Below are 24,979 nucleotides of genomic sequence, written 5' to 3' on the forward strand. Positions count from 1 at the left end.
CGAACACACCGGAACGCAACCCTTACCGACGCGCCGCCGAAACGCCGCGGTATATGCGCGACTGTTTCGAGCAGCGGCAGGGTGACACGGCCGGACGCATCGGCCACCTCACCGTGCCGCGGGCCGGGGTGACCGTCGAGACGCCGGCGCTTCTCCCCGTCGTCAACCCCAACGTCCAGACGATTTCGCCCGCCCGCCTCCAGTCGGAGTTCGGCGCGGAGATTCTCATCACCAACTCCTACATCATCCGCAAGACCGCGGAGCTCCGCGAGGAGGCCCTCGACGTGGGTCTCCACGAGATGTTGGATTTTTCGGGCGCGATAATGACCGACTCGGGGTCGTTCCAGTTGGCCGAGTACGGCGACATCGACGTGACGACGACCGAGATTCTACAGTTCCAGAGGGACATCGGGTCGGATATCGGCACGCCCGTCGACATCCCGACGCCGCCGGACGTCCCCCGCGAGCAAGCCGAAGCGGAACTCGAAGTGACGGAGAAGGCGCTCGCAGACGCCGAAGCGTTCGACGCGGGCGAGATGCTCGTCAACGCGCCCGTGCAGGGGTCGACGTATCCCGACCTCAGAGAGCGCGCCGCCCGCCACGCCGACGCGACGAGTCTCGACGTGTTCCCGGTCGGTGCCGTCGTCCCGTTGATGAACGCCTACCGCTACGACGACATGGTCGACGCCGTCGCCGCCGCGAAACGCGGCCTCGGCGCCGACTGTCCGGTTCACCTCTTCGGCGCGGGCCACCCGATGATGTTCGCACTCGCTGTGGCGATGGGCTGCGACCTCTTCGACTCCGCCGCCTACGCGCTGTACGCCCGCGACGAGCGCTACCTCACCGTCCGCGGCACCGAACACCTCGAAGACCTCGACTACTTCCCGTGTTCGTGTCCGGTCTGTTCGGCGCACACGCCCGAGGAGGTCAGAGATGCGAGCGACGCCGACACCGAGCGACTGCTCGCCGAACACAACCTCCACGTCACGTTCGCCGAGATTCGCCGCATCAAGCAGGCCATCCGCGCGGGCAACCTCCTCGAACTCGTGGAGGTCCGCGCCCGTGGTCACCCCGCGATGCTCGACGGCTACCGCGCGCTGCTCGACCACGCCGACCAGTTGGAGGAGTCCGACCCCGCGGCGAAGGGGTCGTTCTTCCACGTCTCCCACGAGAGCGCGAATCGACCCGAAGTCCGCCGCCACCACCGGCGTCTGGCCCGTTTGGACCTCGCGGAGTGCGATACTGTGCTGTTGACCGAGGGCGGAACGCCCTCCGAGAGCGACTACGACGCCGTCTGGAAGGTCGTTCCCCCGTTCGGCCCGTTCCCCGGTGCGCTCTCGGACACCTACCCGCTGAACGCGCAAGTGCCGAATCGACTCGACGACGCGGCCCGACGTGCGGCCGCCGAGGGTGTCGCGGCGCTCGTCGCCGACAATCCCGACGTCTCCGTTACGCTCGCGTACGACGGCTGGGGCGAGGTGGCGCTCGACCGGCTCCCCGAGTCGGTGACGCTCGAACCGCTGTCGACGGTCGCGACGGAGTGACGGCGTCGGCGGACAAAGCAAGATAGTTCACGCTCCGTCGCAGAGAGCGACTATGACCGATTACTTCGAGGTGCACGCCCGCGACGGGGCCGCTCGCCTCGGCGAACTCCGCCTCTCGGAGTCGCGCACCACGCCCGCGCTCGTCGACGATATCGTCGACGACGCCGGCAGTCTCTGGGCCGCCGACCGCGACGTTCCCGAGGGCGACGAAAGTCTCCTCACTGTCCTCCCGCACCGCGGCTTTCCCGCTGGCACACGCGAAGAAGTCAAGGAGTCGTTCGCCGTCGACTACCCCGACGCCGACTACCCCAGCGTGGCCGTCGTCGCGTCCGACGCCGTCCGCGACGTGGGCGCGGACGCGTACATTCTTTCGGACGCACACGGGTTCGTCGGCCACGCCGCCGCGTTCAAAGACGCCATCATCGAGGCACGTGAGTCGCTGCCGGCCGACACCGCGCTGTTTCTCTCGGGGGTCGCGACGCCGACGAACGTCGCGACGCTCGTCTACGCGGGCGTCGACCTCGTCGACGCCAAACGCGCGCGAGTCAAGGGTTTCGAGGGGAAGTACCTCACGAGCGACGCCGAGTACTTCCTCGAAGACCTCGACGAACTCCCGTGCGCCTGTTCGGCCTGCCTCGGCGGGCGTGAGGACTTCTCCCGCGAGGACTGCGCCGCACACAACGTCAACGCGCTGACGGCGGAGCTCGCGACGGTCCGTCGCCGCGTCCGCGACGGCCGCCTCCGCGACTACGTCGAGGGACAGGCCCGACACGACGTGTGGCTCACCGCCGCCTTCCGCGAGTTCGACCAGCAGTACGGCTATCTGGAGCAACGGACGCCCGTGATTCGCGACTCGGAACTCACGGCGGCGACCGAGGACTCGCTTCGCCGCGTCGAGATTCAGCGCTTCGCCGAGCGGGTGACGACCAGATACCGGAATCGGTTCGACACGCCGCTCGTCCTCGTCCCGTGTTCGGCACGGAAACCGTACAGCGAATCGCAGAGCCACAGTCAGTACCACGACGCCGTCCAGTTCCGCGCCCACCAGGTGTCGATGACGTCGCCCATCGGCGTCGTCCCGCAGGAACTCGAACTCACCTACCCCGCCCAGCACTACGACTCGGTCGTGACGGGTCGGTGGTCCGAAGACGAAAAGCGGTTCGTCACCGAAGTGCTGCGCCGGTATCTCGAACGCAACGAGTACCCGCGCGTCGTCGCGCACGTCCCGCCGGAGGGCTACCGCGACATCGTCGAACGCGTCGAAAGGGAGGTGGAGATGCCGTTCGAGTACACCGTCGAGGACCATCCGACGACGACGGAGTCGCTGGCGAATCTGGCGTCGACGCTCTCGAACGAACCCAAGTACCGAAAGCGCGAGCGCGAGCACAACACGGTGAAAGCCATCGCCGACTACCAGTTCGGCGACGGCGCGGGCGACGCGCTGTTTTCGGACGCTGACATCCGGACGACGAGTCGCTACCCCAAACTCCAGGTCCGCGACGCCGACGGCGAGCAGTTGGCGACGATGGTGCCGCAGTACGGCGTGCTCTCGTTCACCCTCGCTGGTGCGCGACTGTGGGACGCCTCCGACGCGCCGACGAAGCGCGTCGGGATAGACGGGTTCGTTCCGCACGGCAGCGTCCTCGCACCCGGCGTCGTCGACGCCGACGAGGAGATTCGACCCGGCGACGAGGTGGTCGTCGACGGCCCGAAGGCGTTCGCCGTCGCCAGAGCGGAGATGTCGGGGCCGGAGATGGCAAAATCGACACGCGGCGTCGCCGCCGAGGTGCGACACGTCGACGAAAAATAACGACAGTTCACGACCGTTCACGCCGAAACGCCGAAATCAATTATTGGGATATAGACCCTCTACTCCCGGTATAGGACGGTTATCGGAGAAATAGAAGATTTCTCAAAAACGGTCACGATTCCCGACCGGTTTTCCGCCCCCTGTGAATCGCTCACAGCGTGGGAGTACACCGGGTCGAATCGACGCTTCCGGTCGGTTTCATCGGTCCATAACGCCCACCAACTGTGTATTTATCAGGTGGACAGTTGTAGCTATTTATTCGACACCGTGTTGTATCGTTCTCCAGTCGGAACGCGGACGCCGGAACCGGGCCTCCGGCCGGACCGACACACGAGCCATGTCACAGATCCAATACCACGGCAGCGATCTACACCGACAGGGTACCGTACCGAACCGCCCCGCGCGGGCGGCGGAAGCGCCGACGAACGCGCCGGCAGCGACGAGTACTCACGGGGTGATCGAAGATGGTTGCTACCGCCGCTGATATCGTTGCGCCCAACGGCTGGATGTGCGAGGCGCTCTCGGACGACGAAGTCACGTTCGTCCCCGAGCGATGGCGTCTCTCGCTACACGCCGTTCGGTTGCCGAATCAGGAGTGGGAGCTGTACTGTCGTGAGAACGCGGGCGAGGCGACGAGCGCGACGACCATCGGATTCACGCAGACTCGGTCGTCGGCGGTAGCCGCGTTCGTCGAGGCGATGGAGTGGATAAACACCGTCGCCGACCCGAAACACCGCGAGTCGGAAGTGACTGAGATACCGGTGCGCATCGGCGCGCTCGTCGACCACCTCACCGCCCGCTCGGACGTCCTCGAAGGCGAGACGTGGGGGCACACGCGCGGACAGCCGTTGGATGTCGCCGACCGCGGTAGCCTCGGCGGCTCTCGTCGCCACCTCGCCCCGCCGGGAAGCGGCGGATCGCGGAGCACGGCCGAGGACATCTGGGAGTCGCTCGCGGACCATCGGTTTCGCCAAACGCAGCGAAGTAGCAGCCGGAACGCACCGAACTCCTCGATGGGGTGAGGACGAGGACCGACGCCCGCGGGCGCCGCCGTGACCGACGGTGAGGCGTCGGCGCCCGCTTTCGGTCCGAACGAGCGGACGAACTTTTTAGACGCGGCCGCGTGACTCCGAGCCATGGAGCACATTTCGCTCGGCGTCCCGCGTCGCATCCTCGATTCGCTCCCGGACGACAGCGACGCCGCCGCACAGGACATGCAGCGCGCCGTCGACGGCATCGAGTCGCGCATCAACCGCGCCATCGACGAGGCCGAAGACGAAGCCGAGGCCGCCGAGTACGTCACCGACGCGCTCGAACGACTGGAGTCGCAACTCGAACGCTACGACGAGTTCGTCCCCGAACTGCGCGCGTGGGGCCAGTCGCCCATCTACGCCATCGCGTGGCGGAACCTCCACGCCGACTTGATGCTCCAGTTATACGAAATCGACTGGCTGACCGAACAGATCGACCGCGAGCGGAACCACCGCCTCGTCGAGGACGGCATCCGTTTCGGGAAGCGGTAGCGGCCCATGCATCTCGCAGACGCACTCGCCGCGCGGGAGGGGATGACCTGCGTCGTCGGCGCGGGCGGGAAGAAGACGACGATGTACGCGCTCGCCGCGCGTCTCGACCGGGCCGTCGTCACCGCGTCGGTCCGCATCCCGATTCCGTCGCTCGAAGAGAACGTCGAAGAAGTCGTCGTCACCGACGACCCGCTCGGCGCGCTCGAAGCAGCGACGCCCGACGACTTTCCTCTTGGCTTGGTCCCCGGCCAAGCCGACGACGTGCGGTACCACGGCTACGAGAACGAACTTCTGGACCGCCTCGCCGACTCGCACGACGGTCCGGTTCTCGTCAAAGCCGACGGCGCGCGGATGCGCGACTTCAAAGCCCCGAGCGACAGGGAACCACAGATTCCCGAGACGACGGATACCGTGCTCCCCATCGCCAGCGCGCACATCGTCGGCGAACCCTTAGACGAGAACCTCGTCCACCGACCCGAACGAGTCGCCGAAATCGCCGGAATCGACGTGGGCGACACGATGACGGCCGAAACGGTTGCGGCTGTTCTCGCCAGCGACGACGGGGGACTGAAACGAGTCCCCGGGGAAGCGACGGCGGTTCCGGTCGTGAACAAAGTCGACGACGTTGTACTGGCCGGCGTTGGAAGAGAGATCGCGTTGAAGGTGCTGGAGCGCGCCGGTGGCCGAGTCGAGCGAGTGGTTCTCACACGAATGAACCACGACGACCCGGTGGTCGACGTAGTGGGTTGACCCGTCGCGCTACCGTACTTGCTCGAACTCCGCGGCCGCGTCCTCGAACTCCTCGCGCGTGTTCAGGTTCTTGAACGTTCGCAGACTCCCGCGTTCGGCAATCTCCGACTCGTCGACGACGACGTAGTCCAACTCGAACAGCGGGTCGATAATCTTGCGTGCGCCTTCTTCGAGCGCCGCATCGCAGGCGTCGGCCATCGCCGTCGCCCGGTAGACAGCGTGGGTCGTCTGGAACCACTTGTCCTCCAACTGCGCCACGGCCGCGTCGTGGCCCTCGGCGCGTTCGAACAGGTACGAGACGACATCTGGGTCGACAAAGGGCATGTCGCAGGCGACGACGACGGCGTACTCGCCGGAGACGGCGCGGAGGCCGGTCCGGATCCCCGACATCGGCCCCTCGTCGGGGGTCTCGTCCTCGGCGACGGAGACCGTATGTGGATATCCCTCGAACGCGTCGCGTATCGCCGCGCGCTGGTCGGCGCGGCAGTTCACCACGAGAGAGTCGACGACGCCGGCGAGTCGGTCGCCGACGCGGCGAATCATCGGGGTTCCGGCGAGGTCGGCTGTCGCTTTGTCGGCGTCGCCGAAGCGGGTCGAGCGACCGCCGGCGACGATGACTGCCGTACGCATGCGTGGCGGTTCGGTCGGACGCGACAAGCCTCTTGCGTCGGAGCGAACCACCGACGGTCGGTCGTCCGCCGCCACCCAAACTGCCGCCCCGCCAACGCTTATTGCCGTGAAGAATCATTTATAAATCAGATGACGACCCCCACGCGCGACGCCGTGCTGCGGGTGGACCTCTCGGCGGGAAGCGTCGAGCGAACGCGCGTTCCCGAGGAGTGGCGACGCGATTACCTCGGCGGGAAGGGGGTGGGCGCGCGCTACCTCTACGCGGACCTCGCCCCCGGCGTCGACCCGCTCGGCCCCGACAATCTTCTTTCCTTTATGCTCGGCCCGCTGTCCGGTTACCTCCCGGGCGAGACGCGCTACGCGGCGGTGACGAAGTCGCCGCTCACCGGCGGCTTCCTCGACTCCTACGGCGGCGGGTCGTTCCCCGAGCGCCTCGCCGGGTCGCTCGACGACTGTCTCGGCGTCCTCGTCTCCGGTCGCGCCGAGAGCCCGGTCGCGCTCGTGGTCGAGGACGGAACGGTGACCATCGAACCCGCCGACGACCTCTGGGGCCGCGACACCGTCGAGACGGACGCCGCGTTCCCCGACGCGGCCGTCGCGTGTATCGGCCCGGCCGGCGAGTCCGAAGTCGCCTACGCCACTATCGCCTCCGACGCCGGCGACCACCACGCCGGACGCGGCGGTGCAGGAGCGGTGATGGGTTCGAAGCGACTGAAAGCCGTCATCGCCCGCGGCGACGCCCCCGAAGTGCCGTCCGAACTCCGCGACCTGCGCGAGCAGTACGAGCGCCGGTACGCGGACCACGACACGGGACGCTGGCAGGCCGCTGGCGAGACGCTGGAGAGCGTCGACTTCGCCAACGAAGTCGGGGTCCTCGCCACCGAGGGGTGGCAGCGAGGGCGGTTCGCGGGGGCGGAGAACATCGGAATCGAGGCGGCGCGCGAGGCGGCCGTCGGCCGCGAACGCGAAGGCGACGCCGCGCCCGGTGGCTTCCGTATCCGAACCGGAGATGGCGAGCACGAGAGCGTCCCGCGCGGGGCGACGCCGATGACGCTCGGGGCCGGACTCGGCGTCGAGGAGTTCGACGCCGTCGCGGCGCTCGGCGAGACGTGCGACCGACTCGGCATCGACGTCATCAGCGCCGGGAACGCTATCGCGTGGGCTATCCGCGCTGCCGACGCTGGCCTCGTCGAAACCGATGTCCGCTTCGGCGACGAGGAGGCGGCGCGGCGACTGCTCACCGCAATTGCGATGCGCGACGTCGAACTGGCCGACGCGCTCGCCGACGGCGTCGACGCCGCCGCCCGGCGCTACGGCGGCGACGACCTCGTACCGACGGTGAAGTCGATGGAACTGCCGACGTACGACCCCCGCGGCGCGGTGGGGATGGCGCTGGCGTACGCGACGAGCGACCGTGGTGCGTGCCATCGTCGCGCCAGACCGGTCGAGCGCGAGGTGTTCGAGGCGTGGGACGACGCCGACGTGGTCGAAGCCGTCGCGGGCGCGCAGACCGTCCGCTCCGTTCTCTGGAGTCTCGTCGCCGACGACTTCGTCGGCGAGACGATGTGGGGCGACCTCGGCGCGGAGTGGCTCGCGGCGGTCGGACTCCCCCACGACGCCGACGAACTGAGCCGAACCGGCGAGCGCATCTGGACGCTCGTCCGCCTGTTCAACGTCCGCGAGGGGTTCGACCGGGCGGACGACGCGCTCCCCGAGGCGCTGCGCCGTCCCCTCGCGGACGGCCCGGCGGCCGGTAGCGCCGTCGATCCCGAGGCGTTCGGGCGACTGCTCGACGCCTACTACGCCGCTCGCGGGTGGGGGTCCAACGGTCGACCGACTCGAGCGACGGTCGAGCGATTCGGCCTCGGAAGCGTCGTCGACGACGCGACGCCGCTGGCCGACGAGGCGACGAGCGCCGAACGGACGAACCGCCGAACGACCGCCGCAGACGCCGACCACCACACAGATGACAGATAGCATCGACCTCGACGAACTGGACGTATCGACCGACAGCGACGCGGAGAGTGCCAATCGTGGCGACTGGTTCTGGAAGGGGGAAGGCGACCCAGACGACGAGCGGGGGGCCGGAGACTCCGACGACGGATCTCTCGGTTCGCCCGACGTCGCCGAGCGTTCCGGTGCCGACGCCGCTGCCGCCGAGAACGCCGCCGACACTACCGTCGCTGATACTGCCGAGGCAGCCACCTCGACGGAGACGGACCCCGACATCGACACGAGTGCGGAGACCGATTCCGACGCGAGCCACCGCCCGATCCCGCGCGTGCCGCGAACCGACGACGGCAGTCCCGTCGGCATCCCAATCGAGGGCGGCGGCGCAGGCGGCGCGGCGACCGGGAGTATCGACGCCGACGACGCGGCCGCTGCAGACGACGACGCGGAACCGGAGCCCACGGGACCACACGGGAGCGGCCCCTCCGAGATGACGATGGCGCTGACGTACGAGGCGGTGAAGCGACTGGAGAACCCCGCCGCCGCGTTCGCCGACGCCGAGGGGTGGACCGACTGGCTCGGCATCGTCGGCGACGTGGACGCGCACGTCATCACCAAGTTCCAGCGCGAGTCGGTCGTCGACGTGGACTTCTTCAACGGTACCGGCACCGGTCCGGCCGAGCGTCTCGCCGGCATCGACGGCCACTCGATGTTCTTCGCCGAGCGGATGGTCGTCGTCGGCGTCGCGGGCGTCGACGAGTACATCGCCGAGGCGAGCGGGTGGGAGTTCGTCCCGCTGGAGACCGCCGCGGAGAAAGCCGGCTGGCCGCTCGTCGACGAGAGTGAGGGAACCGAGAACCACGTCGGCGACGCGGCGGAACGCTGAGACCGCCTCCCCGCACGTAATTTTTTGTGACTCCGACACGCACTAGCACAGTATGAGTCTCAGAAACGGGTTCCGGCAGTCGTCGGTGCTCACGTTCGGCATTCTCGCCGCGATGGCGTGGCTGGCGCTCACCGCGGTACAGGTGTTCTCGTCGGTCGAGTCGCCGCTGACGTGGGCCGACCCGCCCGTCGGGACGGGCGCGATGGGCGGTCTCGTCGGTATCGGCGTGATGGTCGTCTTCGTCGGCGTCCTGCTGGTGCTGTTCAGCGAACTCGGCCACTCCGACCCCGCGCCGGAGGCGTGGCCGCCGGAGCGATGACGCAGTTCGAGTGCACCGAGTGCGGCCAACTCGGGCGGTTCGGACGCTTCGACGAGTCGACGCTGACGATGCGCTGTCCCGTCTGCGAGGAACAGACGGTCTGGACCGTGGCCTTCGCCGACGAGGGAGGGGTGTCGTTTTGACGGTCGTCGTCCCGCTCTCAGAGCGGTTCCACGAGGCGGCCGAGGAGTGGGCCGACACCCGCCTCATGGACCCGGAGGACGCAGTCGAGGTGAAAGCCGAACAGGCGCTTCTGGAGGTCGAACACCTCGTCTCGGGCGCGCACGACGTCGAGTTCGCGGTCGAAGACGGCGAACTCCGCTACGACCCGAGCGAGGAGTTGGCGGCGCTGCTGGCGTCGCACGCGGAGACGACGGGCGTCGACGAGGCGACGGTGTTAGGACTCCACGTCGACCTCTTCGCCCGCGTCTTCCTCGACGACGACGCGAAGCGGCCGTCGAACGCGCCGCCGAAGTGACTCGAGTCGCGGACGTTTCGCTCCCGCTGCCGACGTACGAACTATTAAGCGACCGGAGTGCGAACCGTTGTCACATGAAGAAGGACAGCGGGTGGCGACCGACCGCGGCGATGGACGAGTACAAAGGCTTCGCCACGTGGGAGTACGAGACCGGTCCGCAGGAGATAAATCAGGGCGAAGTCGACGGGGCGCCCGGCTTTCCGCTCGCGTTGAAGGCGAAACTCGGACTGGTCGACGACGACGTGGAACCGCCGGAGTGAGGCGGGCGGCGGCCACGACCACGTTTCTGCGGTGATTCACAGTAAAGGGAAGGAGCGGTCGTTCCGCGCCGGGACGTAGAAGTTCGCCCGCGACGCGACGCGGACGAAGTTGAGGATGCCGTTGTGCTCGCGGTCGGTGATCGCCTCGCTGTCGTCGCGGACGTACCACCCGTTCATCGCCTTCCGCGTCCGCCGAAAGTCGTCGAGTTTTCGCTGGAAGGCGACGAAGTGGACGCCCGGTTTGCCACCGTCGACGGTGTTGAAGTCGCGGCGGAGCACGAGCGGTTCGTCGGTGTCGTCGCGGCGGACCTGCGCGACTTTCTCGTGGTGGCCGACGACGTCGTGGTCGCGGGCGTGTTCGCGGACCCGATTCGAGAAGGGTACGTCGTCGGTGAGGTTCGCCACGTCCTCTGCGCTGAACTCCGGCGAGAACATCCGCTGGATACGCTCGTGCTCGTCGAGCGTGCCGTACCAGTCGCGGAGGTTCACGGTCAGTCGGCTGAGATGCATCGTCGTCCCGTCGGCGAACCGGCCGTCGGGGATGGCGACGCTCGACTCGGCGGGTTGCGTGCGCTTGCGCCCCGAGAAAAAGCCCATGAACATCTGCTCGTCGCCCGAGAGTGCGTCGCCGGGAACGCCCTCCGCGTCGGCGTGTTCGGCGGGCAGTCCCTCGCCGAGGAAGCCGGTTCGCCGCCCGCGGATTCGGAACACGTCGTCGAGGCGGTGGTCGACCGACTCGCCTTCGAGTCGCGTTCGGGAGCCGAACAGGGCGTTCTCGGCGGCTGCGAGGTGCGACGGGAGGTCACTCTCCAGCACGAGCGCGGCGTCGAACGACTGGAGTTCCGGTTTGTCGGTCCGCGACAACACCTGCGGTGGATCGATGGGGACGCGCGAGAGTTCCCCGATTCGCTCGAAGTAGTTCGTCCCCCACGCCAGCGTGTGAAACAGCCCCTCGTGGTGCCAGTCGTACGCCGCTTCGAGCGTCCGCATCGCCCGTTCGACGGTACGCGCGTCTTCGACCGAGGGTTCACGCTGCAGGTCCATGAGGAGGATGCGGCGGTAGCGCGCCTGCAGGTCGTTTCCGGACCCGTCGGTCGGCAGGGACTCGGCCTGCGCGAACTGGCGGTCCGGGAGGCGGTCGCCCCGCGGGTTGGCGGCGAGTCCGTCGACGCCCGGGCCGGTCGCCGGATCGAGGAGGCGGCTACAGCCCGAGAGGCCGGCGGCTCCCGTCACGGCCGCGAGACGGGTCAGCGCGGTGCGTCGTGAGACCACGGTTTCAGTAGAACTCACCGGCGGAATCTGCAAAAACTTGTCTGTCGATTCGGCGTACTGTCACGTCTTCGGGAGAACCTCGCACCGACCGTACATTTATTCGCCCGCTCGTACAACCCTCGGTAACGATGCTTCCGACACCCCTCCACGCACAGGGCGTGACGGGTCTCGACGGGCCGATTCCGCTGGAGGTCGCCCTCCTATCGCTCGGACTCGGAGCGGTCGTTCTCGGATTCGTCGCGTACGACGCCTACCGCGCGTACGGGGAGTACGTCTCGTGAGCAGCGCCTCGCGGTCAGTCGCAGCCGCCGCCCCGAGCGCCGAGACGGTGCTCTACTACCTCCGGGCGACGGTGTACGTGCTCGCGTCGCTTCTGTGCTGCTCGCTCTTGGTCGTCGGCACGGTGGCCATCATCGCGGAACTGAAAGGGACGTGGCACTGGGCGATACATCTCGAATCGACCATCAGCTACATGGGCGTCTTCGTCGCGGCGCTCCTGCTCCCGTTGATTCCGCTGACGGCGACGCTGTTCGTCTCCCGATGGTGGTTCGATGGGTAGCGACGGGAGTCGCCACGTCACCGCGCTTCGGCGGTTCGCCGTCGTCTCCGTGGTGGGGCTCTGCCTGTCTGTGTTGGGTGTCGCCGTCGTCGCCGTCGTCGCGGAGTCGCACGCGACGTGGGAGTGGTACTTCCGCATGGAACAGGCGATGAGCGTACTGATGCCGGTGACGATGGCGTTTCTCGGTCTCTCTCTCGTTTCGGGGTTCGGCGTCGTCTACGCCGCCGACCGGCGCTGAGCGACGCCGCCGAAGGGGTGTCTCTTCGCACCTCTCGCCCCAATCTGTTATGGAATCAGGCTTTCTATACGGGAAAGCGAACGCTGATTCGGTTGTCAGCATCGTTCCGCTCTGCGGTCTGATGGGGGGCGGAGTCACAGCAAGCCGTCCTTGTGCTCGGCTCGCAAGCTGACAATCGGTACTTTCCGACCCCGAGTGGCGCGTCCGCGCGGTCGACGACGCTCGTTAGCGCGCCATCTGGGCGACGAGTTCGTCCTCGAACTCGACGAGACCTGCGAAAACGAGCGCCGCCGCCCGGAACAGCGGCTCCTCCGTCTCGTCGAGCACGTCGTCGACGAACGCCTCGTGCCACGTCGTCAAGTGTTCGTCGAGGAAGACGCGCTCGTAGCCGAACGCCTCCTCCGCGCCGTGGAACTGTCGCTCGACGAGGGAGCGGAGGAACGCGAGTTCGACGGCGATGAAGTCGTTCTCCTCGCCGTACTCCTCCGGCGGGTTCCACCCGGCGGCGGCGTAGCTTGCCTCGACGTTCGCCAGCCCCTCGCCGATGAAGTCGGTGTCGTCGCGGTAGTACGTCTCGTGGGCCAGCACGGGCGGCCGCGGGCCGACGAAGACGCGGGTGTACTCCTGCGCCAACTCGTCGTGGACCGCCGCCGGGTCCCGTCCCTGGTTCTTCGCGACGAACTCCCGGAGCAGGTCGAATCCCTCGTCCAGCGAGGTGTTCACCGCCGCGTCAGGCAACTGGAGGCCGTCGCCGAGCAGGTTCGCGACGAACGCCTCGTCGGGCACGTCCCAGAACACCTCGACGACGAAGTCGAGCAGTTCGAGGCGGGCGTCGTAGACGGCGGCGTCGTCCATTATCGGCCACCTCCATGCTCGAACAGCAGTCCGGCGCGACAGTCCCCGCAGTAATCGAAGACGCTGGCGTCGGCGGTCGGCGCGACCCCTTCGACCACGTCGCCGACCTCGCCTTTCACCTTCTCGATGGAGCCCCGACTGGCGAACGCTTTCCCGCAGCGGACGCACTCGGCCATCTCGCCCTCGTACACCGTCTCCCAGCGCTCGCCGTCGTTGCGCTCCGGGAGGCGCGAGAGGTCGAGTCCGGTGCGCATGGTGATGGCCGTCTCCGGACAGCCCTCCTCGCAGAGCCCGCAGTTGACGCAGTCCTCGTGGCTGAACTGCAGGTCGCCGTCGCCGGTCCGGCGGATGGCGTCGGTCGGACAGAGCGTCGAACAGGTCGGCGTGAGGTTGCACGCCTCGCTCACCTCCATCCGCCCGAACGTCTCCAGCCCCCGAACCACGTCGCGTTCGGGCGTCGCGTGGTCGACGACGACGCGGATACTCTCCAGCGCCCAGTCGTGGGTGTTGAACGCCGGGTTCGGTTTGTCGTCGCGGACGACGCCCGTCGCGCGGTGCTCGCCCGCCGGAACGGGCGTCTCCGAGAGGCCGTCGACGAACGCCTCGACTTCGGCGACGAACGACTCGTGGTCGGCGGGGTCGGGCGCGAAGAACGCGGTTCGCTCGCCGAGGCCGAGGTCCGTCGTCGCGCGGTTCAGTCGCTCGACCAGCTCGGCCTTCGGGTCCGGCCCGGCGTGCAGACAGCCCTCGCCACAGCCGACCACGGCGACGCCGTCGGCCCCGGTGGCGAGCGCGTGCAGCACGTGGGCCTCGCCGACGGTGTCCGTGCAGTTCACCGAGACGGGAAGGATGGGCGGGTACGCGAGGTCGGTGCCGCTGGCGGCGCGGCGGCCGTAGGCGCGGAGCGCGTCGGACGCGCGCTCCGAGCAGACGAACGCGATGACGGGCGTCTCGATGCCCCTCTCGCCTCTGTTGAACAGCCAACCGCCCCCCTGCTCTTCCACGTCGAGCAGCGCCTCCACCTCGCGTGCGAGGCGCTCGTTCGACGGTTCGCGGAGCATCGTCGCGCCCGTCGGGCAGGCGCTCGTACACGCGCCGCAGTCCTGACAGGCCACCTCGTCGAACTCGACGGAGTCTATTGTCGGTCGCCGGACGGCGTCGTGCGGGCAGGCGTCGGTGCAGGCGGTACAGCCCTGCTGGCTCGACTCGCCGGCCGCGCAGACGTCGAGGTCGAGATCCAGATGTTTCGGTTTCGTGACGCCGCCGAGGAGACTCTCGACGGCGGCGACGGTGCCGGCGTCGACGGGGCCGGTGTAGAAGCCGAGTCGGCCGCCGCGGGCGACCGAGGTGGTGTCGGGGTACACCACCTGGTCGGTTTCGAGGGTGCGCTCGACACCGGAGCGGTCGATGGCGTCGGTCGGACAGCACTCCTCCCAGTCGCCGCCGGGGGCGTCCGGGTCGATATCGACCGGGTAGCGCGTCAGCATCCCGCCGGGACCCTCCTTGACGCACTTCATACAGGAGACGCAGTCCTCTGTCACCTCCGCGCGGAGCGTGAGTTCGAAGTCGCCGAACTCGCCCTCGACGCCAACGACGCGCCCGCGTTCGACGGTCACGTCCGAGAGGTCGACGTCGAGATCGTGGAAGTCGCGGCCGTCGGCGACGAGCGTCACTTCGGCGGTGGCGGCGAGCGCGGCGGCCGTCTCGGCGTCGCCGACGACGACGACGGCGTCGCCGGCCTCGCCCGTGACGCTCCGGGTCGCCGCCTCGTGTTCGAGTCCGGCGCGACGCGCGTTTAGCAGGCGGGCCGTCTTGTCGGTGGCCGCCTCGCGGTCGTGGACCCAGCCCGCGCCCGCGCGATGGTCGACGAACGAGGTGGCCTCCGGGTGGAGTCCCTTCTCTTCTGCGAGCGCGCGGAAGCGTCGTTGACAGCCCGAATCTGGGGCGGTGACGAGCAACTGGTCGAGGTCGTACTCGTCAACGAGCTGCGCCATCGCCGGGAGGCCGTCCTCACAGAGCAGCGTCGAGCTGGCGACGACGTCCACGTCGCGGACGCCGTCGCGCGCACGTTCGAGGTCGATATCGCAGGTGTCGCCGCAGGAGCAGACGAAAGCGCCGACGTTCATACCCTCGACAACTCGTAGCATCCACGAAAGCCTTTGTGTGCTAACAGGCCACTACGATACGGTAATCTCGCATACGAAACCGGTTAACCGGACGTTGCTCCCGTAATTTAATGGTCTTTGCTAGCAGATGTCTCACCAACGCATGCACCCACGACGAGAATGGGGCAAGTCGAATCGGGGCGGGAGAACGACCCAACGAGAGAGACACGAATGAGCACAGAACCGGTTTCACTAGACTTAGACAGGCGGTCCTTCCTGAAGGCGAGCGCGCTCGCGGGCGCCGTCGCCCTCGGCGGCGGCGGCGCGGGCCAGGCGCTCGCCCAGAGCGAGGAGGGCGAAACGGACGGGGCCGACGTAGAGGGCGAACTGACGAAGACCATCTGCAACTTCTGCGCGGTCGGCTGTGGGTTCCGCGCCGAGCGGAAAGGCAGCGCGTTCGCCGGGCAGGAACCCTGGCACGAGAACCCCATCAACAACGGGTCGCTCTGCTCGAAGGGGGCGGCCATCTACGGGAGCGAACACTCCGAGAAGCGGTTGAAACACCCGCTGAAGAAGGTCGACGGCGAGTGGCAGAAGATCTCCTGGTCAGAGGCGTACGACGACATCTCCTCGGAACTGGAGCGCATCCGCGAGGAGTTCGGCCCGGACAGCGTGATGTGGCTCGGCAGCGCCCACCACTCCAACGAGGAGGCGTACGCGTTCCGGAAACTCGCGTCGCTGTACGGGACGAACAACTGCGACCACCAGGCGCGCATCTGCCACTCGACGACGGTGGCGGGCCTCGCGAACACGTGGGGCTACGGCGCGATGACGAACACCATCAACGACTACCGCAACTTCGACCTCAACATCATCATCGGGCAGAACCCCGCGGAGGCGCACCCGATTGCGATGCAACACATCCTCGAAGGCCAGCGTCGCGGCGGCACCATCGCCTCCGTCGACGCGCGGTTCACGAAGACGTCGGCGCACGCCGACAGTTTCTACCGCATCCGCCCGGGGACGGACGTCGCGTTGATGATGGGGCTGATATACTACCTGCGCGAGCAGGGCGAACTCGACCAGGAGATGCTCGACGGGCGGGTGAACGGCTGGCCCGACATCGACCGGAACCTCGACCAGTACGACCTCGAAACCGTCGCGGACATCACGTGGATAAGTCAGGAGCAGATTCAGGAACTGGGCGACCTCATCATCGAGAACAAGCCGAACGTCCAGATCGAGTGGGCGATGGGCGGTACCCAGCACAACAACGGGACGCAGAACATCCGGTCGTACGCGCTGGCGAGTCTCGCCTCCGGCACCGCCGCCCGAAGCGGCGGCGGCCTGCAGGTAATGCGCGGACACGCGAACGTCCAGGGGGCGACCGACCTCGCGGTGGCGAGTCACATCCTGCCGGGCTACTACTCGGTGTCGTCGGCCGGGTCGTGGCAGTACTGGGCCGACGTCTGGACGCAGAGTCCGTACACGAGCGGGAGCATCAGCTTCCGGGAACTGTACGACCGCTACGACCTGATGGAGCGCGACATGTATGCGCGGCAGGACGAGTACGTCAACTACGGGGATTCGAGCGACCCCGACGACTCCGAAGCGGCGGGCGAGAACGAGGGAGAGATAGACGACTCGTTCCCGAGCGAGCGGTCGATGATGTTCCAGAACGGGCTGACGGTCGCCCGGTGGTTCGACGCCGCGCTCCCGCAGGAGCAGCGACTCAACGAGACGCCCATCTATCAGCCGAATCCGGTGAAGGCGGCCTTCTTCTGGGGCCACTCGGCGAACTCCATCAGCGAGATGGAGAAGATGCGCGACGGGATGGACCTGCTCGACTTGCTGGTCGTCGTCGACGTGTTCCCCTCGCTGGCCTCGGTGATGGCCGACCGCTCCGACGGCGTCATCATCCTGCCCGCGGCCAGCCAGTACGAACACTACCGGTCGCTGACGAACTCCCACCGGTCGGTGCAGTGGAGCGACCCGGTTCGAAACCCCTCGCACAACACGAAGCCCGACCTGCAGATAATGCAGGAGCTGGCCGCCGAACTCGGCTTCGGCGACCACTTCGACTGGGGGACCGGCCCCGAACTGTACAGCGGCAAGAGCACCTACCAAGACGTGCTCCGCGAGATCAACCTCGGCGTCCGGACTATCGGGTACCAGCAGGACCCCGAGCGACTGGAGAGCCAGCGCGAGTACGACTGGGCGTTCAGCACCGAAGACCTGAAGGCGACGCAGGGGCCGCACAAAGGCGAGTTCTGGCAACTACCGTGGCCCTGCTGGGGGGAGGGTCACCCCGGCACGCCCATCATCTGGACCGACGACCTCGACCCCAACGAGGGCGGCCACGACTTCCGCGCCCGGTGGGGGACGACCGCTCCAACACCCGAGGAGTGGAACGAGATGACGACGCCCGCCGAGGAGTACCCGCTTCGGTCGACGTTCGACCAGCAGGGCGAGGAGGGGCTGAACCTGCTCCGGGACTCGTTCGATCCCGACTGGTGGAACGGGTCGGGGCCGATCCGCGGCGTCCCGCAGTACCCCGGCTTCACGACGACGCTGCCCGAAGACTTCGAGAACGCCGACGCGCCGAACCTCCCGACGCGGTACGCGCTCGACCCGACGAAGTCGGTGCTCGACGCCGCGCGGGACATGAACGAGCGGTTCGACTGGGCGGACTTCGACCTCGACGACTACCGCCCCTACGACTTCAAGCAGCCGGACCCGCCGACGGGTCGGGCGAAGGCCCGCGCCGTGGCGTGGAACTTCCTCGACCCGATTCCGGTCCACCGCGAACCCATCGAGAGTCCGCGACCTGACCTCGTCGAACAGTGGCCGGCAAACGGCCAGCAGCGCAACTTCTACCGCCTCGACCAGAACAACGCGACGGTTCAGGAGGATGCGACGCGGAAAGCCGCCGAGAACGGCTTCGACGTCATCATGACTACGGGAAGACAGGTCGAACACCAGGGCGGCGGTTCCGAGAGTCGCTCGAACATCTTCCTGGCGGACCTACAACCGCACATGTACGCCGAGATAACGCCGAACATGGCTGACGAACTCGGCGTCGACGGCGGCGACCTGGTCGTCGTCTCGACGACCGACCGCGGCTCCGTCCTCGTGAAGGCGCGGGTGACGAACCGCCCGAACGACCGCGAGACGTTCCTCCCGTTCCACTGGGGCGGTATCTGGCGCGGCAAGAGCCTGGAGGAACGCTACCCCGACGGGACGGTGCCGTTCGCGCTGGGTGACAGCGTGAACCTCATCACGTCGAAGGGGTACGACGTCGAAACGCAGATGCAGGAGACGAAGGCGGCGATGGTGAAAGTACGGCCGGCGACGCAGGAGCTCGTCGACGAACTCAACATGGACGTCGACCTGTCGTCGCTGGAGTTCCCGCAGGACCGCGACAACGTCGGGACGCAGAAGGACTTCGACGTCCGTGACTCGAAAACAGTCCAATAAGGTGAGATAATGTCGACAAACAACACGAACGAAGCGAAGATGTCACAGGGCGTCATGAGCGTCGGTGAGGACGCGCGAATCTTCCCCGACGTGGAGGCGTGTATCGACTGCGGCGGCTGCGTCGTCGCCTGCAAACGCACGTGGGACGTCCCGCGGGACGAACAGCGCATCAGCATCTCGACGATGCTCGAAGGAGAGGAGGCGGCGGCGGGGCTCAACGCCCACAGCGCGCGGGCGCTCAGACAGGGTCAGAACCCCGGCGAGACGAGCGTGCCGATGCAGTGTTACCACTGCGAGAACGCGCCCTGCGTCTCGGTCTGTCCGACCGACTCGCTGTTCAAGAAGGACAACGGCTTCGTCGAGGTCAGAGACGACCTCTGCGTCGGCTGCCAGTACTGCCTGTCGGCGTGTCCGTTCGGCGCGCCGCAGTTCCCCGACGCCGACGAGGGCGCGGCGAAACTGTTCGGCACCGGCGGCACGATGGATAAATGTACGATGTGCGAGGAGCGCCAGGACGTCGGCAAAGGGCCCGCCTGCGCCGAGGAGTGTGCGACGGACGCCCTTCTCGTCGGCACCGCCGGTCAGATCGCCGAGGAACTCGACAAGCGCGGCAGCGCGTCGTTCTTCAACCAAGAGGCGATGGAGATAATCTTCGGTGCCGAGGACGCGGAGGCGTTCCAATGAGCCGCTCGCTGCCCGAGACGCGCGACTACAGCGGGTTGGCCATCGCCGTCAACGCGATTATCGCCCTGGTCGTCACCGCCGTCGTCGTCTGGTGGGTGTCCGGCTTCGCGTACAACGCCGAGGCGTTGTTCCGCGTCGGGCCGACCGTCGAGGGCGGCGGCATCGGGGCCGACTGGAGCGTCGGCAACACGATCCCGGCGCTGGACTTCCTCATCGCGTTCATCCACGCGGCGGACGTGCTGATGGGTATCTTCATCCTCGTCATGGTGTTCGTCCACTGGGGCGCGTTCCGCCGCCTCGCCTCGCGGATGCGTCAACCCGGCGAGACGTCGCGGTACGACTCCGACGCGGACGCCGTCGCCGACGGCGGTCGAGCGGTCGAAAGCGGTGCCTCGGATTCCGGCGACGACGCTTCCGACTCCGGAGGTGAGCATCGATGACGAACTTGGACCACGGGAAGTTCACCCGGATGACGACGACGTTCCACACGCTGCTCGCGCTGGACGTGTTCATCCTGTTCTTCTCGGGCTACGGGCTGATGTTCAACGACGAACTCTGGTGGCTCGTCACGCTGATGGGCGGCAGCACCGGCGTGACGGCGGTTCACCGCATCGCGGGCCTCGGCCTCGTCGCGCTCATCGTCTTCTGGATGCTGATGATGCTGACGACGAGCACCGGCCGCGGCAACTTCCGTGAGATTCTGCTCGGTCCCGACGACGTCGCCGCCGCGATTCAGGACTTCAAGTTCGTCCTCGGGATGGCCGACGAGCGCCATCCGAACGCCCGGCAGTTCGCGGGCTACAAATCCGACGAGGTGCCGCTGCTTTCGTACATCGGCAAGGGCGTCGTCTACATCTTCTCCATCGAACTGACGCTGCTCACCATCTCGGGGCTGCTCATCTGGAGCAAGACCGGCGTGATGCAGTACTTCGCGACGAAGACGGCGGCGATGGCGTTCGTCGTCTTCCACGGCCTGCTCGGCGTCATCATGCTGATGGGCGTGATGTTCCACATCTTCGAGCACGGCTTCCATCCGGCCTTTTACCCCGTCGAGGTGAAGGCGTTCATCCCACGGAAACTGATTCCCGAGGAGCACGCCGACACCGAGCACGACTCGACGGGTATCAGCCAGCTCACCCTCGCGCCGTCGTGGGGGTGGGCGACGAACGTCATGGGCGTGCTCACCGTCATCGGCATCGTGAGCGTCCTCGTGGGCAGTATCTTCGACGAGGGCTACCCCGTCCCGCGCGAACTCGCCGTCGGCGGCGGACCGACCGACCTGCTTCTGACCGTCGGCATCAACGTCGGCATCCTCGTGCTGTTCATCGGAATGGCGCTGCAGATGTACGGCAACCTGATGCGCGTCCGCTGGCAGAAGCAGTTGGAGGCGGAGGCGCGCGCGACGACCGCCACGGACGGTGGGCAGGTGGACCACCCGAACGACGACTAGCGACCTTTTGCGCTGCGGGCCGCCTTCGGCGGCCCTCGGCAAAAGCTCTCTTCGCGGCTTCGCCGCGAAGGCTTAGCAGACGCGAAGCGTCTGCTCTCGGACCAAAAGCACTCCTCCCTCGCTTCAGCGGCGAAGCCGCCTTCCGTTCGGTCGTCGGCCGAGAATCGCGAAGCGATTCTCGTACAATAAGGAGCGAAACGCGGCTGCTCAATAGCTAACCTACGTACTTTGTTTACCTGCTATCGTTCACGACCGACTCACTCCTCGTGGCTCGCCTTCGGCGTCAACCGTCGAAAGACGCGGAGGAACGGTTTGAGGAGAACCACCGCCGAGAACAGGAAGGCGAGAAGCGCCCCGCCGTCGGAGACGCCGAACGTCATCGCGCCGAGCGCGACGGCCCCCGCAGCGACGAGATATATCCAGAACGCGACGACGACGGGGACGTACCCGTGCATCGGGGAGGGAGTTTGATACACGGTCGAGCGTTCTCTCAGTCTATAATGAGCTTTTTGCCCGCGCTGTCCGCGTAATTCACTCGGTACGTGGTGTGTCCACGCTCACGCCGAGAGCAGTTCCGCGCCCTCGGTGGAGAGTTCGACCGTCACGTCCTGTCTGGTGTGCTGGCTAATCTGGTCGATGTTCCGCGTCAGCACTTCGAGGACGTCCTTCGGTTCGGGGTAGACGAGCATGTTCCCGTCGTCGTCCTCCATCACGAGTTGGGTGTCCGAGAGCGAAATCTGGTCGTTCTCGATGCGGGCGACGATGGCGCGCAGTTCCTCTGCGCCGCCGGGGTCACCCTCCTCGACCATCGTCACGTACAGCGAGTCGAGACCGATGAGGTCCTTGTACTCGCGGACGCGGCGGGCGCAGCGCACCATGTCCTTCGTGACGGCCGTCTTCTGGGGGTTGCCGTGCTCGCCCTCGAAACAGTGCTTACACACCCGGAGTTCCATCCGCATACTTCACCTCTACCACCGACTCCGATATATGTTGCCACGGCGGCGATTCGCAGTCCGGACCCCGCCGTCCCTACCGCTTTTGTAGTTCGCGTGCGAATTATTAGCATATGGCTGGGATGCTGAATACGGTGTACGTCGTGGCGGTGCTGCTCGTCGCAATCGGCGGTGTCGGCGGCGTGATGTGGCTGACGAGAGACTCCGCCCCGGATCCGCGCACGTCGTCGACTCGGGTTCGGAACGCCGCGAACGCGCTTATCGTCGCCGCAATCGGGATATTCCTGGTTGCGATGGCGGCGAGTCTCCTGCTGTGACGCCGCCGGACGCGACGCTCAGGGACGCGAATCACCCCTCTGCACACCTTTTTACCGACTCCACCCCTTCTGCGACCATGCAACTCGAACTGCGGTTCTTCGCGACGTTTCGCGAGGCCGTCGGACAGAAGACCATCGAGCGGGAGTTCGACGAGGGTCTCGCCGTCGGCGACGTGCTCTCGACGCTCGAAGCGGAGTTCGACGGACTCGAGGGCCAGTTGCTCGAAGACGGCGGCCTCAGACCGCAGATAAACGTGCTGAAGAACGGCCGCGAGGTGCTACACATGGAGGGCATCGAGACGACGATGGAAGACGGGGACACGCTGAGCGTCTTCCCGCCGGTCGCGGGTGGCTGAGATGAGCGACGCTACCGGAGACACGAAGACGGTCGAGAAGTCGTTCCGCGGTATCACCGAACGCCTCGCCGCCCACTACCTGACGAATCTCGGCGGCGAGCGCGTCGGAGACGACCGCGTCGTCGGCGACGACTGGGAGGCGACCCTCTCGTCGGAGACAGTCGACGTCGGGCCGACCCTCGACATCACCGAAGTGACACTCGTCTTCGAGGGCGACGCCGAGACGCTCGACCCGCTGATAACGCAGTTCTCACAGAAAGCGATGCGCGCCGGTGGGTGAGATGTCCGACTCTCCCGGTAGTGGCGAGCGTGACTCCGAGGAACCCACCGGCGACGCCGAGTCGGCGGTCGTCGACATCGAAGACGTTCCCATCGAGGGCCAAATCATGCTCGTCGCGGGCACGAAAGCGAGTATCCCGCCGGAACGCCTTCCGGACCTTCTCACACGAGCGCAGCCGGACCTCGGCGGTCGGATAGACGACTACCGTCGGCGCTACGAACTCGTCGCCGAAACCGGCGAGTACGCCGCTTTCTTCGTGCCGACCGGTCACTGGGCCGAGGTCGGCGAGCGACTCGGATTCGACGAGCGGGAGGCCGACGCGCTCCGGCGAACCCACGAGGAGCAGTTGCGTCGGTTCGGCCGGCGCAGCGACCGACGAGAGGAGTTCGACTCGGCGCTCGAAATCAGAGAAGCCGCAGTTATCGGCCTGTAGCCGCCGAGACTCGACCGCTCAGAGTCGTCGGTCGAGGTAGTCGCCGACGGACGAGTACGCCCGCACCTTCTGGTCGATGTCGGTGGAGCCGTGCCCTTCCTCGCCCAACTCCGTGTACTCGAACTCCCCGTCCTCGCCCTCGGCCCACCCACGCTCTCTCAGCGCGTCGCGGAAGACGCGCGCCTGCGAAATCGGGCAGCGAACGTCGTTGACGCCGTGGACGATGTACAGCGGCGGTTCCGCCTTCTCGACGTGCTCGATGGCGCTGCGGTCGCGCCAGAGTTCGTAGTCCTCCTCGGGGTCGCCCATCTGCGTCTCCAGGAACGTCCGGTAGTGCGGCATCGCCTCCTCGTGCATCAGATGCAGGTCGGTGATACCGACCCACGCGACGCCCGTCTTCCAGAGGTCGGGGCGCTGGACGAGTTGCATGAACGTCGAGTAACCGCCGTAGGAACCGCCGAAGACGGCCAGTCGGTCGCCGTCGACCCACTCTTTGTCGGCCAGCCATCGCGCACCTGCGGCGACGTCTTCCTGTTCTAGCCCGCCCCAGTCGCCGTGGATCGCGTTCTTGAACTCTCGACCGCGGCCGATAGAGCCGCGGTAGTTCGGGAGAAGAACGGTGTACCCCTTCGCGGCGAGGAACTGCGCGTAGAGGTTGAACGCCTTCGACGACCACGAGTGCGGCCCGCCGTGGACCATCACGACGGCGGGCGAGGGTTCGGTTCCGGCGCCGGTCCCGCGGGCGTCGTACAGCAGCGCGCCGACGTCGAGGCCGTCGGTCGACTCGTAGGTGACGTACTGGGCATCGACGAACGCCTCGGGGTCGATGTCCCCGTAGTCGGGTTCGACGAGCGTTTCGGACGCGTGCCCGTCGAGGTCGTACGCCAGAAGCGTCGGCCGCGTCGTGGGCGTCGTGTGCGTGACCAGAAGCGTTCCGTCGTCGGCGACGGACGAGCCCACGTTGGAGACGCCCTCCGACAGGTCGAACTCCTCGCTCTCGCCGGTTTCGAGGTCGTAGACGACCGGGAGCGTTCCGGCCTCGCGCATCCGCGTGACGACGACCCGGTCGCCGTCGGGGCCGAAGGTGACGGCGGACTCCTCGTACGCGCCGTCGCCGAGCCACGTGGCTTCATTCGAGTTGAGGTCGTAGACGCCGACGCGGCCGAGGTCCTCGCTGTTGTCGGTGACGAGCACCGCGTCGCCGTCGGGGTGCCAGTCGAACGGGCCGACCTCCGTGCCGACGGTGCCGACGTCGAGTTTCCGCTTCTCGCTGCCGTCGGCGTTCATCACGTAGGCGTCGTAGTTCTCCAGGTTCTCCGTCTCGTTGGCAGCGTAGGCGACTCGGTCGCCCTCGGGCGAGAACGAGGCGAGCGCGACCGGGAAGGCGTACTCGGTCAGTTGCTCGGTCTCGCCGGACTCGGTGTCGTAGCGGTAGACGTTCATCTGCTCGTTTTGGTCGCTTCTGTACAGCAGGAACCGACCGTCCTCCGTCACGTCTTCGAGGATCGCCTGGCCGTCGACTTCGACGACCGGTTCGACCGACTGCATCTCCCCGTCGGCTCCGAGTTCGACGGCGTGGATGTCGTTCTGCTCGTCGCCGTCTGCGTCGAGGTGGAAGAAGACGCGCTCACCGGTAGCGTCCCACGCCACCGGCCAGCGGGCGTTTCGCGGCACTTCGCCGTCGGTGACGCGGTGTCGGTCGCCGCTCTCGACGTCGACGAGGTGGAGTTCGTTTCGTCCAGTCTCGTCGTAGTACAGCGCCACCCGGTCGCCCTCGGGCGACAGTTTCGGGTGGTGAAAGGAGGGCAGGCGCGCGAGGTCCATCGGTGTGAGCGTGTCGTCTGTCATCG

General features: G+C 67.1%; 29 protein-coding genes. 22 read left to right on the forward strand and 7 right to left on the reverse strand.

Annotated elements, in window-relative coordinates:
* Nucleotides 1-53: 53 nt before the first annotated feature.
* The 5 genes from tgtA to yqeC all read left to right on the forward strand — a co-directional run bounded on the left by tgtA (nucleotide 54) and on the right by yqeC (nucleotide 5,627).
* Complete coding sequence (gene tgtA / locus LAQ74_RS00895) at nucleotides 54-1,544, forward strand: tRNA guanosine(15) transglycosylase TgtA (RefSeq protein ID WP_224333898.1); 1,491 nt, start codon at nucleotides 54-56, stop codon at nucleotides 1,542-1,544.
* 52 nt (nucleotides 1,545-1,596) lie between these two features.
* The gene (arcS, locus tag LAQ74_RS00900) at nucleotides 1,597-3,354 is read left to right on the forward strand and encodes an archaeosine synthase subunit alpha (RefSeq protein ID WP_224333899.1); all 1,758 of its coding nucleotides are present in this window, start codon (nucleotides 1,597-1,599) and stop codon (nucleotides 3,352-3,354) included.
* 464 nt (nucleotides 3,355-3,818) lie between these two features.
* Nucleotides 3,819-4,376 (forward strand): hypothetical protein, encoded by a 558-nt coding sequence (locus LAQ74_RS00905; protein WP_224333900.1) that lies wholly within the window; start codon nucleotides 3,819-3,821, stop codon nucleotides 4,374-4,376.
* Nucleotides 4,377-4,490: 114 nt separating this feature from the next.
* Nucleotides 4,491-4,877 (forward strand): DUF7971 family protein, encoded by a 387-nt coding sequence (locus tag LAQ74_RS00910; RefSeq protein WP_224333901.1) that lies wholly within the window; start codon nucleotides 4,491-4,493, stop codon nucleotides 4,875-4,877.
* Nucleotides 4,878-4,883: 6 nt separating this feature from the next.
* Complete coding sequence (yqeC, locus tag LAQ74_RS00915) at nucleotides 4,884-5,627, forward strand: selenium cofactor biosynthesis protein YqeC (RefSeq protein ID WP_224333902.1); 744 nt, start codon at nucleotides 4,884-4,886, stop codon at nucleotides 5,625-5,627.
* A gap of 9 nt (nucleotides 5,628-5,636) precedes the next feature.
* On the opposite strand, the gene LAQ74_RS00920 is transcribed toward yqeC, so the two are convergent.
* Nucleotides 5,637-6,257 carry a molybdenum cofactor guanylyltransferase gene (locus LAQ74_RS00920; RefSeq protein WP_224333903.1) on the reverse strand — a complete coding sequence of 207 codons (621 nt, stop codon included), beginning with the start codon at nucleotides 6,255-6,257 and terminating at the stop codon, nucleotides 5,637-5,639.
* A gap of 129 nt (nucleotides 6,258-6,386) precedes the next feature.
* Here LAQ74_RS00920 and LAQ74_RS00925 point away from each other — a divergent pair, with 129 nt between their 5' ends.
* The 6 genes from LAQ74_RS00925 (at nucleotide 6,387) to LAQ74_RS00950 (ending at nucleotide 10,150) form a co-directional block, all read left to right on the forward strand.
* Nucleotides 6,387-8,234, forward strand: coding sequence for an aldehyde ferredoxin oxidoreductase family protein (locus tag LAQ74_RS00925; protein ID WP_224333904.1), 1,848 nt, complete (start codon nucleotides 6,387-6,389; stop codon nucleotides 8,232-8,234).
* On the forward strand, nucleotides 8,224-9,093 hold the full coding sequence (locus LAQ74_RS00930) for a DUF7124 domain-containing protein (RefSeq protein ID WP_224333905.1): 870 nt from the start codon (nucleotides 8,224-8,226) through the stop codon (nucleotides 9,091-9,093). The genes LAQ74_RS00925 and LAQ74_RS00930 overlap by 11 nt, the downstream gene beginning before the upstream one ends.
* Before the next feature lie 52 nt (nucleotides 9,094-9,145).
* Nucleotides 9,146-9,412, forward strand: a complete 267-nt coding sequence (locus tag LAQ74_RS00935; RefSeq protein ID WP_224333906.1) for a hypothetical protein — start codon at nucleotides 9,146-9,148, stop codon at nucleotides 9,410-9,412.
* Nucleotides 9,409-9,555: a hypothetical protein gene (locus tag LAQ74_RS00940; protein ID WP_224268087.1), complete on the forward strand. Its 147-nt coding sequence runs from the start codon at nucleotides 9,409-9,411 to the stop codon at nucleotides 9,553-9,555. The genes LAQ74_RS00935 and LAQ74_RS00940 overlap by 4 nt, the downstream gene beginning before the upstream one ends.
* On the forward strand, nucleotides 9,552-9,890 hold the full coding sequence (locus LAQ74_RS00945) for a hypothetical protein (RefSeq protein ID WP_224333907.1): 339 nt from the start codon (nucleotides 9,552-9,554) through the stop codon (nucleotides 9,888-9,890). The genes LAQ74_RS00940 and LAQ74_RS00945 overlap by 4 nt, the downstream gene beginning before the upstream one ends.
* A gap of 74 nt (nucleotides 9,891-9,964) precedes the next feature.
* Nucleotides 9,965-10,150 carry a hypothetical protein gene (locus LAQ74_RS00950; protein WP_224333908.1) on the forward strand — a complete coding sequence of 62 codons (186 nt, stop codon included), beginning with the start codon at nucleotides 9,965-9,967 and terminating at the stop codon, nucleotides 10,148-10,150.
* 36 nt (nucleotides 10,151-10,186) lie between these two features.
* Here LAQ74_RS00950 and LAQ74_RS00955 read toward each other — a convergent pair whose 3' ends face one another.
* Nucleotides 10,187-11,422 (reverse strand): DUF7405 family protein, encoded by a 1,236-nt coding sequence (locus LAQ74_RS00955; RefSeq protein ID WP_224333909.1) that lies wholly within the window; start codon nucleotides 11,420-11,422, stop codon nucleotides 10,187-10,189.
* A gap of 128 nt (nucleotides 11,423-11,550) precedes the next feature.
* Here LAQ74_RS00955 and LAQ74_RS00960 point away from each other — a divergent pair, with 128 nt between their 5' ends.
* Genes LAQ74_RS00960 through LAQ74_RS00970 form a run of 3 tightly spaced genes read left to right on the forward strand, consistent with a single transcriptional unit; the run spans nucleotide 11,551 to nucleotide 12,219 of the window.
* Entirely contained in the window at nucleotides 11,551-11,703 is a 153-nt protein-coding gene (locus LAQ74_RS00960) for a hypothetical protein (RefSeq protein ID WP_224333910.1), read from the forward strand.
* Nucleotides 11,700-11,981, forward strand: a complete 282-nt coding sequence (locus LAQ74_RS00965) for a hypothetical protein (protein ID WP_224333911.1) — start codon at nucleotides 11,700-11,702, stop codon at nucleotides 11,979-11,981. The genes LAQ74_RS00960 and LAQ74_RS00965 overlap by 4 nt, the downstream gene beginning before the upstream one ends.
* Nucleotides 11,974-12,219, forward strand: a complete 246-nt coding sequence (locus LAQ74_RS00970) for a hypothetical protein (RefSeq protein WP_224333912.1) — start codon at nucleotides 11,974-11,976, stop codon at nucleotides 12,217-12,219. The genes LAQ74_RS00965 and LAQ74_RS00970 overlap by 8 nt, the downstream gene beginning before the upstream one ends.
* Before the next feature lie 225 nt (nucleotides 12,220-12,444).
* Here the strand turns inward: LAQ74_RS00970 and LAQ74_RS00975 are convergent, their stop codons facing one another.
* A complete protein-coding gene (locus LAQ74_RS00975; protein WP_224333913.1) occupies nucleotides 12,445-13,074 on the reverse strand; it encodes a TorD/DmsD family molecular chaperone in 630 nt (209 codons plus the stop codon).
* Complete coding sequence (locus LAQ74_RS00980; protein WP_224333914.1) at nucleotides 13,074-15,200, reverse strand: hydrogenase iron-sulfur subunit; 2,127 nt, start codon at nucleotides 15,198-15,200, stop codon at nucleotides 13,074-13,076. The genes LAQ74_RS00975 and LAQ74_RS00980 overlap by 1 nt, the downstream gene beginning before the upstream one ends.
* Before the next feature lie 210 nt (nucleotides 15,201-15,410).
* Here LAQ74_RS00980 and LAQ74_RS00985 point away from each other — a divergent pair, with 210 nt between their 5' ends.
* Genes LAQ74_RS00985 through LAQ74_RS01000 form a run of 4 tightly spaced genes read left to right on the forward strand, consistent with a single transcriptional unit; the run spans nucleotide 15,411 to nucleotide 20,790 of the window.
* Entirely contained in the window at nucleotides 15,411-18,656 is a 3,246-nt protein-coding gene (locus LAQ74_RS00985) for a formate dehydrogenase subunit alpha (protein WP_224333915.1), read from the forward strand.
* Between the two features lie 39 nt (nucleotides 18,657-18,695).
* Nucleotides 18,696-19,340: a 4Fe-4S dicluster domain-containing protein gene (locus tag LAQ74_RS00990; RefSeq protein WP_425498542.1), complete on the forward strand. Its 645-nt coding sequence runs from the start codon at nucleotides 18,696-18,698 to the stop codon at nucleotides 19,338-19,340.
* The gene (locus tag LAQ74_RS00995) at nucleotides 19,337-19,780 is read left to right on the forward strand and encodes a hypothetical protein (RefSeq protein WP_224333917.1); all 444 of its coding nucleotides are present in this window, start codon (nucleotides 19,337-19,339) and stop codon (nucleotides 19,778-19,780) included. Before LAQ74_RS00990 ends, LAQ74_RS00995 begins: the two co-directional genes overlap by 4 nt.
* On the forward strand, nucleotides 19,777-20,790 hold the full coding sequence (locus LAQ74_RS01000) for a cytochrome b/b6 domain-containing protein (protein WP_224333918.1): 1,014 nt from the start codon (nucleotides 19,777-19,779) through the stop codon (nucleotides 20,788-20,790). The genes LAQ74_RS00995 and LAQ74_RS01000 overlap by 4 nt, the downstream gene beginning before the upstream one ends.
* A gap of 257 nt (nucleotides 20,791-21,047) precedes the next feature.
* Here the strand turns inward: LAQ74_RS01000 and LAQ74_RS01005 are convergent, their stop codons facing one another.
* Together LAQ74_RS01005 and LAQ74_RS01010 are read right to left on the reverse strand one after the other, a co-directional pair.
* Nucleotides 21,048-21,266, reverse strand: a complete 219-nt coding sequence (locus LAQ74_RS01005) for a hypothetical protein (protein ID WP_224333919.1) — start codon at nucleotides 21,264-21,266, stop codon at nucleotides 21,048-21,050.
* A gap of 81 nt (nucleotides 21,267-21,347) precedes the next feature.
* Complete coding sequence (locus tag LAQ74_RS01010) at nucleotides 21,348-21,749, reverse strand: hypothetical protein (RefSeq protein ID WP_117594580.1); 402 nt, start codon at nucleotides 21,747-21,749, stop codon at nucleotides 21,348-21,350.
* 107 nt (nucleotides 21,750-21,856) lie between these two features.
* Here LAQ74_RS01010 and LAQ74_RS01015 point away from each other — a divergent pair, with 107 nt between their 5' ends.
* The 4 genes from LAQ74_RS01015 to LAQ74_RS01030 all read left to right on the forward strand — a co-directional run bounded on the left by LAQ74_RS01015 (nucleotide 21,857) and on the right by LAQ74_RS01030 (nucleotide 23,129).
* Entirely contained in the window at nucleotides 21,857-22,060 is a 204-nt protein-coding gene (locus LAQ74_RS01015; protein ID WP_224333920.1) for a hypothetical protein, read from the forward strand.
* A gap of 77 nt (nucleotides 22,061-22,137) precedes the next feature.
* The gene (locus LAQ74_RS01020; protein ID WP_224333921.1) at nucleotides 22,138-22,416 is read left to right on the forward strand and encodes a ubiquitin-like small modifier protein 1; all 279 of its coding nucleotides are present in this window, start codon (nucleotides 22,138-22,140) and stop codon (nucleotides 22,414-22,416) included.
* 1 nt (nucleotide 22,417) lies between these two features.
* Nucleotides 22,418-22,696 (forward strand): MoaD-like domain-containing protein, encoded by a 279-nt coding sequence (locus tag LAQ74_RS01025; RefSeq protein WP_224333922.1) that lies wholly within the window; start codon nucleotides 22,418-22,420, stop codon nucleotides 22,694-22,696.
* A gap of 1 nt (nucleotide 22,697) precedes the next feature.
* Nucleotides 22,698-23,129, forward strand: coding sequence for a DUF8048 family protein (locus tag LAQ74_RS01030; protein WP_224333923.1), 432 nt, complete (start codon nucleotides 22,698-22,700; stop codon nucleotides 23,127-23,129).
* An 18-nt stretch (nucleotides 23,130-23,147) separates the two neighbouring features.
* On the opposite strand, the gene LAQ74_RS01035 is transcribed toward LAQ74_RS01030, so the two are convergent.
* The gene (locus LAQ74_RS01035) at nucleotides 23,148-24,977 is read right to left on the reverse strand and encodes a S9 family peptidase (protein WP_224333924.1); all 1,830 of its coding nucleotides are present in this window, start codon (nucleotides 24,975-24,977) and stop codon (nucleotides 23,148-23,150) included.
* Between the last annotated feature and the right edge of the window lie 2 nt (nucleotides 24,978-24,979).

Origin of the sequence: Haloprofundus halobius, assembly GCF_020097835.1 — an archaeon.
Taxonomy (GTDB): domain Archaea; phylum Halobacteriota; class Halobacteria; order Halobacteriales; family Haloferacaceae; genus Haloprofundus; species Haloprofundus halobius.